A 12944-nucleotide genomic window follows, 5' to 3' on the forward strand; every position below is an offset into this window, starting at 1 on the left:
CAGGGGGCTGCCCAGCAAAGCCGTGGCCGCGTTCTGCACGATCAGCCCCCCCAAGCCGACGATCAGGCAAAGCGTGGCCAGCCACAGCAGCGTTGGCATGCGCCCCAGACCCAGCCACCCGAGAAGGAGGGGGCCACCGCCCGTGGCTGCCGGCGCCTCGGTCGCCACGTCTTCGAGGGCGGGCAACTCGAACTCGGCCGGATCGAGGTCGAGATCGCCGATCCCCACCTCGGGCATGTCAGCCAGATCGGCGAGGTCGAAGTCGAGATCAAGCTCGGCATCCAGATCGCCCGCCCCCGCGCCATCGCCCATCATCGTGCCGCCCAGGATCAGCGCCGCGATTTCCAGGGCGAGAAGGCCGAACAACAGTGCCAGCGCAAAGGTGAAGGGGGCGTATGGCCCGGACAGGAGGGTTTCTAGCATGGGGCGCGCGCCGGGGTCAGGATTGCAGGGGCCTTGGCGTGCCAGACGGTATCTCGACCTCGCGCGCCAAGCGTTGGGGAACGTTGGCAAAAACTTGTGGCAAAGACATGACCGTGTCGAGGGGAAATGCGGCGTGTTCAGCCCCTCTGCCCGGTGCGCGGGTCAGGCGGCAGGGTGCGGTGGCGCGCCTTGATCTGCTCCGAGGTCAGGCGCGAGCCGTCATGGCTCCAACCCGGGGGCTTCACGGCGTAGTTCCAGCGCTGGCGCAGGGTCAGGCCGGGGCGGAGCAGATCGCGGAATATCGCCACCCATTCGTGGAACGCCACACGGATCGGGTTGAATGTCCCGAGGTTCTGCACCAGCCCGTAATCGGGTTTCTCGGCATCGTCTTCGGGGACGAACGTGCCGAACATCTTGTCCCAGATGATGAAGACGCCCGCGTAGTTGGCATCCAGGTAGCGCGGGTTGCGGCCATGATGGACGCGGTGATGAGAGGGGGTGTTCATAACCGCCTCGACCCAGCGCGGCATCCGGCCGATCGCCTCGGTATGGATCCAGAACTGGTAGATCAGGTTCAAACCGCCGCAAAACAGCACCATCGCCGGGTGAAAGCCCAGCAGGATCAAGGGCGCGCGCACCACCATCATGAAGGTGAACGTGCCGGTCCAGGTCTGCCTGAGCGCCGTGGTCAGGTTGTAGTGCTGGCTGGAGTGGTGGTTGACATGGCTGGCCCAGACCCAGCGGATGCGATGCCCGAAGCGGTGCACCCAGTAATAGCGCAGGTCATCCAGCACGAAACACAGCGCCACCACCCAGACCGAGGTCCCCAGATCCAGCGGCGTGATCGCCCAGAGCGCCATGAAAAAGCCCCAGGCGATGAAACCCAGTGCGATCCCGGAGGCGACATTGCCGGCCCCCATGATCAGCGATGTGACGGCGTCGCGCGTCTCGTAGCGGCCGCCGCGGCCCGAAAGGTGGATCCAGATCAACTCGATCAGGATGGCGGCGATGAAGATCGGCACGGCCCATTGCACAACATCGGGGTAGGTCAACGGCTCGGTCATGCGGGTCTGGCATCCTTGGGCTCGGGTTGCGTCACGATCAGCCGCGCCCATGTTTCCCGCGCCTCGGGCGCGAGGCGCACGCGCAGGCCGGGGGCCGCGAAATCATGCACGTCGATGCGCAGACCATCGCGCGTTTCGGTCAGGCTGGCCCCGATCAGACGGTGGGCGGTGGCATCCGCGCCCATGGCCCAGACAAGGCCCGGACCGTGCGGCGTTTCGATCAGGGCCGCGGCGCGATCCTGTGACAGGTGGACGTCGCTTGGCGGGATATCGGGGAATTGCCGCGTCCATTGACGGCGGGCGTCATCCGCGTCCAGCCGCAGCGCGGCGGAATGGCCGAACAGATGCAGCAGCAGGGCGATCCCCGCGATGCCGCCGATCACCAGCGTCAATAACATGTCCAAGGGCATGGGCCCGGCTCCTCCCAAAGCCGTGCGATCCTGTTTTCCAGTGTTCCGGCCTGTCCATTGTCTGTCAAATGCGGCGTAGCGTCAGCCCGACTGCGCGCCACCGGCCCGTATCGGCGCGCCATCTTGCGCCGGACCTGTCGATGGCAGGATCAGCGAGGCCTCGAGGCCGCCGCCCGGCCGGTTCCCCAGCAAGAGGGCGCCGCGCGTCTGTTCGGCAAATCCCAACACCATCGACAGCCCCAGCCCCGAGCCCTGACCGAGGGGTTTGGTCGTGACGAAGGGCTGCAGGACCTCGTCCAGCATGTCGGGTGGAATGCCGGTCCCCTGGTCGCGGACCCGTATGGCGCAGAATGTCCCCTCCAACCGGCTTCCATCGCGGCGGGCCGGGCTGTCGCCCATTGGGTCGGGCAGGGTCAGGGCCTCGGCGGAAATCTCGATCAGGCCCCCGTCCGGCATGGCGTCACGGGCGTTGATCACGAGGTTCAGCAGCGCCGTGCTCAACTGGTTCGGGTCTGCATGGACCGTCAGCATCGGGGCCGGGGGGCGGATGACCAGATCGACATTGGCGGGCAGCACGCGGGCCAGCATCGCGCCCAGCCCATCGAGATACCCGGCCAGCCGGATCGATTCGGGCAGCAGGGTGGCGCGGCGCGAAAATGCCAGCAATTGCGCCGTCAGCGTCGCCGCGCGGCGGGCGGCCTTTTCGACCTCGTCGATCAGGTGATCGCGTTCGGCCGGCGAGTCGATCTCGCGATAAAGGTCGAGATTGCCCAGAATGACCGTCAGGATGTTGTTGAAATCATGGGCCACGCCCCCCGTAAGCCGCCCGACCGCTTCCATCTTCTGCCCTTCGGCGCGCAGGCGCTCGGCCCGGCTCAGGCGATTGTGGACCGCGATGTTCGACCGATAGCTCAGCAGGAAATAGACCATCAGGATCATTGTCCCGGTCACGACCATGATCTGCTCGGCCTCGTTGCCGGCGTTCATGTACAATTCGCGTGCCACCACGCTGCCGCCGATCACGATCAGCCCCTGGTCCCACAGGGCGACGATCCCCAGGCCGCGATGCTGCACGAGGTTGTGCAGAGCCAGCGCAAGGAAGCCGACAATCCCGATGAAATGCAGCGCGGGATCCTTGAATGTCACCAGGTAGACAGGAAGGGCGGTGTACAGCCCCGAAAGGGCGAAATTCAGCAACAGGGCGGCGATATAGCGCCGCCGCGCGACCGGCCGCTTCACCGCATGCAGCGTCGCGAGATACACCGCATTCAGCGACAGATAGGCCGCCACCCAGGCAAGGCAGAGCCAGTCGCCTGAAAAGAGCCACGCCAACAGCCCGCCCGCCGTGATCCCCGACCAGCGAAAGATCATTTCGGTCCAATGGCTGCCATCGGCCTCGACCAACAGGGCCATCTGCGCCGAGAAATCGCGCGGCGTCGCCGCCCCCTCGCCTTGCGGGGCGGCAAGGACGGGGGCCGTCGGACGGTCGGTCGAGCCGCGCGGATAGGGTGCAGTCGTCATCTTCCCGACAGAGTGAAACGCCTGCGCGACAAGGTCCAGAGCAAGCGGGCGATCCGGGCCGATTCCGGCAGCATTGATGCAGCGCGGACGTAGAAAAGGCCGGGCGATGGCCCGGCCTTCACGGCGTCGCGGTCCGGGGCCCGAGGTCAGCCGCGCAGAATGCCCTTGCCGGCGTAATGGGCGGTTTCGCCGAGCAATTCCTCGATACGGATCAGCTGGTTGTATTTCGCCAGCCGGTCCGAGCGCGCCAGGCTGCCCGTCTTGATCTGCCCGCAATTCGTGGCCACCGCCAGATCGGCGATGGTGGCATCCTCGGTCTCGCCCGAGCGGTGCGACATCACGCAGGTCATGCGGTTGCGATGGGCCATGTTCACGGCGGCCATGGTCTCGGACAGGGTGCCGATCTGGTTGACCTTCACCAGCAGGGAATTGCCGCAGCCTTTCTCGATGCCCTCGGCCAGACGCGCGGGGTTGGTCACGAACAGATCGTCGCCCACCAGTTGCACGCGGTCCCCCAGCGTATCGGTCAGCATCTTCCAGCCGTCCCAGTCATCCTCGGCGCAGCCATCCTCGATCGACAGGATCGGGTAGTCGCCACACAGCGCCGCCAGATAGGCGACGTTTTCCTCGGCCGACAGCGTCTTGCCTTCGCCCGCCATGACGTAGCTGCCGTCCTTGAAATACTCGGTCGAGGCGCAATCCAGCGCCAGCATGATGTCGTCGCCCGGCGTGTAGCCCGCCTTTTCGATCGAGCGCAGGACGAAATCCAGCGCGTCGCGGGTCGAGCTGAGATTCGGGGCAAAGCCGCCCTCGTCGCCGATGCCGGTGGACAGGCCGGCCGCCGACAGCTCTTTCTTGAGGGTGTGGAACACCTCGGCGCCCATGCGCACGGCCTCGGCGATCGAGGTCGCGGCCACCGGCATGATCATGAATTCCTGGATGTCGATCGGGTTGTCGGCATGCTCGCCCCCATTGATGATGTTCATCATCGGCACGGGCAGGACATGCGCGGCGGTGCCGCCCACGTAGCGATAGAGCGGCTGCGCGGTGAAATCGGCCGCGGCCTTGGCCGTGGCAAGGCTGACGCCCAGAATGGCATTGGCCCCCAGCCGGCCCTTGTTGTCGGTGCCGTCCAGCTCGCACATGGCGGCGTCGATGGCTTCCTGCTCGGTCGCGTCGAATCCCACCAGCGCCTCGGCGATCTCGCCGTTCACGGCGGCCACGGCCTCCTGCACGCCCTTGCCCATGTAGCGGGCCTTGTCGCCATCACGGCGTTCGACCGCCTCATGCACGCCGGTCGAGGCCCCCGAGGGGACTGCGGCGCGGCCCAGGGTGCCGTCCTCCAGCGTGACGTCCACTTCGACCGTCGGGTTGCCACGGCTGTCGAGGATCTCGCGCGCGTGGATGTCGATGATGTAGCTCATTTGGGGGCAGCTCCGCTTGCGGCTGTTTCGATTGCCGCAGGGTCTAACGCCCGGCGCGTCCCGTGGGAAGGGGCGAGGTCGCCACAGCCCGACGCGCGGCCGTCTCGCGCCAGAAGGTATAAAGCCCCGTGGCGATGACGATACCGGCGCCGATCAGGGTAAAGGCATCCGGGCGCTCGCCGAAGACGACAGCGGCGATCAGAAAGGCAAAGACCAGCCGCGTGTAGCGAAAGGGGGACACGACCCCGATCTCGCCCACGCGCATCGCCGCCGTGATGGCGTAATAGGCGACCAGCGCGCAGGCCAGCGCGCCGAAAAGCTGCGCGGTCTCAGACGCGTCGGGCACCACCGCGCCGCCAAGCGCAACCAGCAGCGCCGCCCCCGCGGATGCGGCCGCCACAAAGCCCCAGCACCCCAGCAACAGCGTCGAGACCTCGCGCGGGATCGGGCGCGTGGCCAGGTCGCGCCCGGACAACCCGATCGCCGCCCCCACGGCCCAGAGCGCGGCCGGCTCGAACCCGGCGAGACCCGGGCGCAGGATGATCAGCACACCCACCATCCCGATCCCGATGGCCAGCCAGCGCCGCCAGCCCACATGCTCGCCCAGGATCACCGCCGCCCCCAGCGTGACCAGCAGGGGCGAGGACATGATGACCGCCGACAGGGTCGCCAGGTCGATCTTGGACAACGCGATGACGAAACAGACGGTGCCCAGGATCTCGGAGGCGTTGCGCGCGAGGACCGGCCTCGACAAAAAGGCCGGCGAGGTCAGCTGTGCGCCCTGCATCCTGGCGGCAACGCCAAAGACCAGGGCGCCGCCAACCCCGAAGAACAGGATCACCTGGCCCACGGCCAGGCGATCGACCGTCATCTTGATGAACATGTCGGCCAGCGCAAAGGCCAGCATCGCCAATGTCATCCAGGCCATGCCCTTGATATTGTCCATCCACACCGCCTCCAGCTCCACCGATTCCCTATAGTCCCACCCGGCCGAGCAAAAGCCCCAGTCGCACCAAACCCGCCCGAACACGGCCGTGACTGGCAGAAAATTCGGCAATTTTCTGCGGCCCCTTGGCAGGCGTCTATCCGCGCCGCCCGGCCTCCGACACGCGATCCGGTATCGACCCAATCCCGTGCTCTATCCTCATCTTTATCCAGAAAAACATGCCGGGGGAGCCGCCGCAGGCGGCGGGGGCAGACGCCCCCACACGCGGGCGCAGCCCGCGCGGGGCGACGGGCCGCAGGCCCGGCGCAATCCCTCTTGGCACTCAGAGCCGCCGCAAGGCTGTTTCGAGATCCCCGTGCCCGGTGACACGCCGCTCGAAATCCAGCCCCAGCCGCAGGGCGCAGGCCCGCGCCTTTTGCGTCAGCTCCGGGTCGTTGGTTTGGGCCAGATAGACCAGTTTCTCGTAGTTTCCGAAATACACGTCCCGCAACTGCGGGTGCCGGTCGAGGCCGAGAGGGCGCGTCACGAAGGCGTCGAACTGGCGCACCAGGAAATCCGTCAGGTAAAAAGCCGTCATCTCGCCGCGCGCGGCGAAGGCGTCGTTACCCTCGAAAAAGCTGTAGCAATGCGGACCTTCCAGCATCTCGACGCCCAGCTCGGCACAGCGCGCCTGCAACAGGCCGCCCGTGCCGCAATCGGCGTAAAGCACGAAGATCTGCGCATACGCGCCCCTGTTCGCCGCGACCTCCTGCGCGACGGCATCGGGGATCTTCTCGGGGTGGTTGTGCAGGATCGCCGGCAGGCAGGCGAGGTCGAGATGGTCCCACCCATGGGCGGTCTTCAAGGCGAGCACGTCGCGGGCCAGCGCGCCGCAGCCGATCAGCAGAACCCGGCCCCGGCCCGCGGGCGACAGCCCATGTTCGGTCAAGGCGATGTCGTCGAGCCGCGTCACGCGCCGCGCCCAAGGGCTGCGCGGGCGATCAGGGCGATGACCATGACAAGCGCCATGCCGGCGCTGCCCGCAACCGGGCCGGCCCAGGCCGCAAGGGCTACGGTCAGGCCGCCGGCGGCGATCACAAGGCCAAGGATCAGGGCGAAACGGGCAGGGGGCATGGGCGACTCCTCTCTCGCGCCCAATATGGGGCGGGCACCGCCGCGCGGGAAGGTCACCGCGCGACGAAACGTGGCCCCAGAACGGCGAGGATCAGGCCCGACAGCACCACGAGGGCGGCCAGCGCCTCGCCGCCGGTGATCGTCTCGCCCAGAACCACAGCGGCCACCGACAGGCCCACGACCGGGATCAAGAGCGCAAAAGGGGTGACCAGGGCCGCCCGGGTGCCGCGACAACAGATTGCCCCAGATCGAGAAGCCCAGCACCGTCGAGATGAAGGCCACGTAGGCCACCGCCAGCCAGCCCCCCAGGCTGAGCGCGGCAATCTGGCCGACCGGGTCGCCCCCCTCCCACGCCATGGACAGCCCGAGCATCGGCAAGGGCGGCACCAGGCTGGCCCAGACGAACAGCGCCGTCATGCTCACGCCGGGCGATTTGCGAAGCACGAGGTTGCCACAGGCCCAGGAGAGCGCCCCGGTCAAGATCAGTACAAGACCCCAGAGCGTGACATTCCCTCCCCCCGCGATCCCGAAAAGCGCCAGGCCGGCACAGGCCAGCGCGATGCCCACCGTCTGCACGCCGCGCACCCGTTCGCGAAAGAAGATCGCGGCCAGGATGATGGTGATCGGGGCCTGGCTTTGCAGGATCAGGCTGGCCAGCCCCGCCGTCGCATCGTCCCGCATCGCGCTGAACAGAAACGCGAACTGGCCGGTGTTGATGAAGGCCCCGACGCCCAGGATCGTCCACCACGGCGCGGGGCGGCGGAAAAATGCCAGGAGCGGCAATAGGATCGCGAAACGCAACCCCACGAAGAGCAGCGGCGGAAGCTCCTGAAGCCCGATCTTCATCGCGGTGAAATTCGACCCCCAGGCGAGGACGACCACCATCACGAGGACCAGATCGCGCGCGGGCATCAGCGCGGGCGCGGGACGGGTACGCGGCCGTCCTCCGTCAAAAGGAACACCTCGCGCCCCTCGATTGCGACGGCCGATAACGGGCCGCCATAAGCTGCGCCCGTGTCGATGGCGAGGCGGTTGTCCATATGTGTCACGGTATCGACCGGCGTGTGACCATGCACAACCAGGGCCCCGTGATCGCGGGGATCCTCGAGAAACGCGTCGCGAATCCAGATCAGATCCTCGGGGTCCTGGTCCTCGACCAGGATGCCGGGGCGGAGGCCCGCATGCACGAACAGGCAGTCGCCCGCGCGGTGCCAGCGCGGCAATCCCGCAAGGAAATCGCGATGGCCGCGCGGGATGCGGGCGACGGCCTCGTCATGGACCTCGTCGGGCGGCCCTGTCGGATCGACATCGTAGGAGGCCAGCGTTGCCCCGCCGCCGGCCTTGTCGGAGAGGTAGCGCACATGCGGCGGGTCGCGCGGATCGGGGCCGGGGCCGGTCTCGAGCCAGCGGAGGAACATGGCGTCATGATTGCCCGTCAGCGTGACGATGCGCGGATCGCGCGCCTGCAGGCGCATCAGGCAGGCAATCACGCAGGCGCTGTCCGGTCCGCGATCCACCAGATCGCCGATATGGATCAACGGCGCTGTGTCGGTGCCATGGGCGGCACGGTCCGCGTCGACGCGGGCGTGCGCCGCGCGCAGCTTGGTCAGGTGTCCGTGGATATCGCCAATGGCATAGACGGTCATGGGGCGACAAAAGACCTATGACACGCCGCCTGCAAGCCCAAAGCGGCGCGCGCTCTCAGAAGGTCCGCCCCGCGAAACGAAAAGGCCCGCGCCCCGGATGCGCCGCCCGTCTCGGGACGATCCGCACCGGCGCGTCAGGCGCCGGCGGCCATCTGGTTGTGTTTGCGCAGGACGAAGTCCTTGGCCGTCTCGACCGCGACGGCGGCGTCGCGGCAATAGGCGTCGGCCCCGATCGCGCGGCCGAATTCCTCGTTCAGCGGCGCGCCGCCGACCAGAACGATGTAGTCGTCGCGAATGCCCTTTTCGCACAACGTGTCGATGACGACCTTCATGTAGGGCATCGTGGTGGTCAGCAGCGCCGACATGCCCAGAATATCCGGCGCTTCGGTCTCCAGCGCCTCGAGATAGGTTTCGACCGGGTTGTTGATGCCCAGATCCACCACCTCGAAGCCCGCGCCCTCCATCATCATCGACACAAGGTTCTTGCCGATATCGTGGATGTCGCCCTTGACCGTGCCGATGACCATCTTGCCGATGCGCGGGGCCCCCGTTTCGGCCAGCAGCGGCTTGAGGATCGCCATGCCGCCCTTCATCGCGCCCGCCGCCATCAAGACCTCGGGGACAAACAGGATCCCGTCGCGAAAGTCGTTGCCCACGATGGTCATGCCGCCCACCAGCGCCTCGGTCAGGATGCGGTAGGGTTCCCATCCGCGGTCCAGCAGGATGTGAACCGCCTCCTCGATCTCGTCCTTCAACCCGTCATAGAGGTCGTCGAACATCTGCTGGACGAGCTCCTCGTCATCCAGCTCCGACAGGATGATGTCGTCTTCTTCCTCGGACATCTGCGCGTCTCCTTGATGCGGGCATGGCCCCATGTCCCTGAAAGGATAGGTAGGCATTTGCCGCGACCGCACATGGCGGTTTGCGACATGGTTCCAGCGGGCCGCGACCTGCCATTGCAAACGTTCATGGTATGTTCTAGTTTTAAGGCATGGTGCATGACCCCGACATGGCAACGACCCGCCGGCGCGGGCGCGCGGCGACGGCCAATCATGCCGGACGGTTCGAACGCTACGATCGTGTGGTCGAGGCCGATGGCTGGCATGGCGGCGGCGCGGACGCGCCGCTGTTGCGCACCGAGGTTGCCGACGAAGTGCCGAGCAAGGTCATCACGCGCAACACCTCGCCCGATCTGAGTTTCGACCGCTCGATCAACCCCTATCGTGGCTGCGAGCACGGGTGCATCTACTGTTTCGCCCGCCCCAGCCATGCCTATCTGGGCCTGTCGCCCGGCCTCGATTTCGAAACCCGGCTGATCGCCCGCCCCGAGGCGCCGCGCGTGTTGGAGCGTGAGCTGCGCGCACCCGGTTACATGCCCAAGGTCATCGCCATCGGCACCAATACCGACCCGTATCAACCGATCGAACGCGAGCGCCGGATCATGCGCGCCCTGTTGCAGGTCTTGTCCGAGTATCGCCACCCGGTCGCTGTGGTCACCAAGGGCGCGCTGATCGAGCGCGACGCGGATCTCCTGGGCGAGATGGGGCAGGCGGGGCTTGCCCGCGCGGGCATCTCGATCACCACGCTGGACCCTGATCTGTCGCGCCGGATGGAGCCGCGCGCGCCCGCGCCCGCGCACCGTCTGCGCGCCATCGAAACGCTGACGAGGGCGGGTTGCCCCGTGCGGGTCATGGCCGCGCCCCTCGTGCCCGGTCTGACCGACCACGAGCTCGAAGCAATCCTGAGCGCGGCGCGCGACGCCGGCGCGGTGGCGGCCTCGACCATCCCGCTGCGCCTGCCGCGCGAGGTGGCGGGTCTTTGGGCCGATTGGCTGGCCGAACACCACCCCGACCGCGCCGGGCGCGTCATGACCAAGATCCGCGATATGCATGGCGGGCGCGACTATGATCCCGAATGGGGCAAGCGCCTGAAAGGGCAGGGGATTTGGGCCGACCTGATCCAGCAGCGCTTTGCCCGGGCGACACGGGCGCTGGGCCTCGATACCGAACAGCCGCGCCTGCGCTGCGACCTGTTTCATCGCCCGCCGCGTCCGGGCGATCAACTGCCGTTGCTGTGACGGCAGGGGACGGAAATCTCGAGATCTCCGGAGCGGAAAACCGGGGGTTTTCCGGTCCGTTTTTCTCGAGAAAAACAACCTTGTCCCAGCGTCGTCGTCGCTTTACCTGCCTCACGAAACGCGACAGGAGACGGCTCATGACGGGCTGGGATGCGCGGTTCGACCGCGACGACTATGTTTACGGAACCGCGCCGGCGGGGTTCCTTGCAGACCGGGCGCATGTCCTCGGGCCGGGCCGTCGCGTTCTCTGCGTGGCGGATGGCGAGGGGCGCAATTCCGTGCATCTGGCCGGGTTGGGCCACGCGGTCACCGCTTTCGATGGCAGTGCCGTCGCCGTCGAAAAGGCCCGAAACCTCGCCGCAACGCGCGGGGTGCATGTTGATTTCAACGTCGCCGACATCGACGCCTGGGATTGGTCACGCGCGTTCGACGCGGTTGTCGGCATCTTCATCCAGTTTCTCGGTCCGCCGGCGCGCGACCGCATGCTCGCCGACATGGCCCGCGCGACCCGCCCTGGTGGCCTGATGCTGCTGCATGGCTATGCGCCGCGGCAGGTCGGCTATGGCACGGGCGGTCCACCCGATGCCGCGAACATGTATACCGCCCCCCAGCTACAGGCCGCTTTCGACGGGTGGGAGATCCTGCGCCTTGCCGATTACGACGCCGAAATCGACGAAGGCATCGGTCACAACGGCCTGTCCGCCCTTGTCGATCTGATCGCGCGCAAGCCCGGTGACGGCGGCGCGGCCTAGTTGCGGGCCCGTCTGCGGCCGCCGCGGCTGCGCTTGGGGCTGTCGCGATCGGTGCCGTCCGACCCGGACGAGAACGCGCCCAGGGCGGCGGCAATCTGCTCCAGCGTCGGGGCTTGGCCGCGCGGGGTCTCTTCAAGCGCGGCGCGCATGGCCCGGAGGTGCGCGGGCGTGGTGCCACAACACCCGCCGATGATCGTGGCCCCCGCATCGCGTGCCATGACGGCGTAGCGGGCCATCAACTCGGGCGTGCCGTCGTAGTGGATATGCCCGTCCTCGTATTTCGGGATGCCGGCATTGCCCTTGGCGATGATCGGCCGCTCGCTGCCGGCCGCGCGGAACCCCAGCACGGTGCGCATCAGGTCCGACGCGCCCACGCCGCAATTCGCGCCATAAGCGATCGGGGCGGGGTCGATCCGTTCCACCAGCGCGGCCAGATCGGCCGAGGTGAACCCCATCATCGTGCGGCCCGCGGTGTCAAAGCTCATCGTGCCACACCAGTCGATGCCGGCCAGCCGCGCCCCTTCGGCGGCGGCGGCGTATTCCTCGGGCGCGCTGATCGTCTCGACCCAGACGATATCGGCGCCGCCCTCTTTCAGCCCCTCCGCCTGTTCATGGAACATCTCGACGGCGCTCTCGTGGGTCAGGGTGCCCATCGGCGCCATGATCTCGCCCGTTGGTCCCATCGAGCCGGCGACGATCACGTTGCGGTCGGCGCGGTCGGCGACCTCGCGCCCGATCTCGGCGGCGGCGCGGTTCAGCTCGCCCACCCGGTCCTGGGCATCATGCAGCTTCAGCCGCGCTGCGGTGCCGCCGAAGGAATTGGTCAGAAACAGGTCCGAGCCCGCGTCCACCGCGCCCCGGTACAACTCGGCGATCCGGTCGGGATGGTCGGTGTTCCACAATTCGGGCGAGTCGCCCGATTGCAGGCCCATGTTGAACAAGGTGGTGCCGGTGGCCCCGTCGGCCATCAGCCAGTCACGGGTTTCCAGCATGTCGCTCAGGGCATTGGTCATCGAGCTTTCTCTCCGATCTTTTGCGTCATCCTGACGTGAGCTGCGTGATGTCGCGGCACAAGGGCCCGATCGCCGGATCCGGCCACCGGAAACGAAAACGGCCCCGCGTCCGCGCGGGGCCGGATCCTGGCACGGGCCGAACTCAGTTCTCTTCCAGCAGCTGCCCCTTGGCGACGGCCAGAAGCTCGTCATATTTTTTGCGCACGTCGGTTTCGCTGACCTTGTCGCCCAGATCGCCCATCACCTTGCGCATGACGTCCTCATGGCCGGCCTCTTCGAAATCTGCCAGAACGACCGATTTGGCATACTCTTCGGCCTCGGTGCCCGTCTTGCCCAGGATGTCGGCCACCCACAGACCCATCAGCTTGTTGCGGCGGGCCTCGGCCTTGAATTTCATTTCCTCGTCATGGGCGAATTTGTTCTCGAAGGCGCTTTCGCGGTCGTCGAAGGTCGTCATCGGTGTCTCCTGCGTCCGAATGGGGCGTTTGAGCGCGACAATACGTGGCTCTGCCCCCCGCCCGCAAGCCGCGATCTTCACCGCGCCTTGCGACACTC

Annotated in this window: 13 protein-coding genes and 1 pseudogene; 2 read left to right on the forward strand and 12 right to left on the reverse strand. The window is 67.1% G+C overall.

The features are described from left to right. Positions 1-9: 9 nt before the first annotated feature. The 10 genes and pseudogenes from ROSELON_RS17845 to ROSELON_RS12010 all read right to left on the reverse strand — a co-directional run. Positions 10-423, reverse strand: a pseudogene (locus ROSELON_RS17845) (OB-fold-containig protein); the annotation flags it as partial. Between the two features lie 137 nt (positions 424-560). Next, positions 561-1487 (reverse strand): sterol desaturase family protein, encoded by a 927-nt coding sequence (locus ROSELON_RS11970; protein WP_025312616.1) that lies wholly within the window; start codon positions 1485-1487, stop codon positions 561-563. Further along, positions 1484-1897 (reverse strand): hypothetical protein, encoded by a 414-nt coding sequence (locus tag ROSELON_RS11975; RefSeq protein WP_025312617.1) that lies wholly within the window; start codon positions 1895-1897, stop codon positions 1484-1486. Before ROSELON_RS11975 ends, ROSELON_RS11970 begins: the two co-directional genes overlap by 4 nt. An 81-nt stretch (positions 1898-1978) precedes the next feature. Further along, positions 1979-3418: a sensor histidine kinase gene (locus ROSELON_RS17555; RefSeq protein ID WP_025312618.1), complete on the reverse strand. Its 1440-nt coding sequence runs from the start codon at positions 3416-3418 to the stop codon at positions 1979-1981. Between the two features lie 146 nt (positions 3419-3564). Beyond that, the gene (eno, locus tag ROSELON_RS11985; protein WP_025312619.1) at positions 3565-4842 is read right to left on the reverse strand and encodes a phosphopyruvate hydratase; all 1278 of its coding nucleotides are present in this window, start codon (positions 4840-4842) and stop codon (positions 3565-3567) included. Positions 4843-4885: 43 nt separating this feature from the next. Beyond that, a complete protein-coding gene (locus ROSELON_RS11990; RefSeq protein WP_025312620.1) occupies positions 4886-5788 on the reverse strand; it encodes a DMT family transporter in 903 nt (300 codons plus the stop codon). Positions 5789-6110: 322 nt separating this feature from the next. Beyond that, positions 6111-6740 carry a DUF1638 domain-containing protein gene (locus ROSELON_RS11995; protein ID WP_025312621.1) on the reverse strand — a complete coding sequence of 210 codons (630 nt, stop codon included), beginning with the start codon at positions 6738-6740 and terminating at the stop codon, positions 6111-6113. Beyond that, positions 6737-7813, reverse strand: a complete 1077-nt coding sequence (locus ROSELON_RS12000) for an EamA family transporter (protein WP_051508408.1) — start codon at positions 7811-7813, stop codon at positions 6737-6739. The genes ROSELON_RS11995 and ROSELON_RS12000 overlap by 4 nt, the downstream gene beginning before the upstream one ends. Continuing rightward, on the reverse strand, positions 7813-8547 hold the full coding sequence (locus ROSELON_RS12005) for a metallophosphoesterase (RefSeq protein ID WP_025312622.1): 735 nt from the start codon (positions 8545-8547) through the stop codon (positions 7813-7815). The genes ROSELON_RS12000 and ROSELON_RS12005 overlap by 1 nt, the downstream gene beginning before the upstream one ends. Positions 8548-8681: 134 nt before the next feature. Continuing rightward, entirely contained in the window at positions 8682-9389 is a 708-nt protein-coding gene (locus tag ROSELON_RS12010; protein ID WP_025312623.1) for a corrinoid protein, read from the reverse strand. Between the two features lie 167 nt (positions 9390-9556). Between ROSELON_RS12010 and ROSELON_RS12015 the strand changes: the two genes are divergently transcribed. Continuing rightward, positions 9557-10624: a PA0069 family radical SAM protein gene (locus ROSELON_RS12015; protein WP_245605345.1), complete on the forward strand. Its 1068-nt coding sequence runs from the start codon at positions 9557-9559 to the stop codon at positions 10622-10624. 137 nt (positions 10625-10761) lie between these two features. Further along, the gene (locus ROSELON_RS12020; protein ID WP_025312625.1) at positions 10762-11376 is read left to right on the forward strand and encodes an SAM-dependent methyltransferase; all 615 of its coding nucleotides are present in this window, start codon (positions 10762-10764) and stop codon (positions 11374-11376) included. Here ROSELON_RS12020 and bmt read toward each other — a convergent pair. Both bmt and ROSELON_RS12030 read right to left on the reverse strand, forming a co-directional pair. After that, positions 11373-12389: a betaine--homocysteine S-methyltransferase gene (bmt, locus tag ROSELON_RS12025; RefSeq protein ID WP_025312626.1), complete on the reverse strand. Its 1017-nt coding sequence runs from the start codon at positions 12387-12389 to the stop codon at positions 11373-11375. The genes ROSELON_RS12020 and bmt overlap by 4 nt on opposite strands. Before the next feature lie 142 nt (positions 12390-12531). Next, positions 12532-12846 (reverse strand): DUF1476 domain-containing protein, encoded by a 315-nt coding sequence (locus tag ROSELON_RS12030; protein ID WP_025312627.1) that lies wholly within the window; start codon positions 12844-12846, stop codon positions 12532-12534. Between the last annotated feature and the right edge of the window lie 98 nt (positions 12847-12944).

The organism is Roseibacterium elongatum DSM 19469 (genome assembly GCF_000590925.1).
Taxonomy (GTDB): Bacteria; Pseudomonadota; Alphaproteobacteria; order Rhodobacterales; family Rhodobacteraceae; genus Roseibacterium; species Roseibacterium elongatum.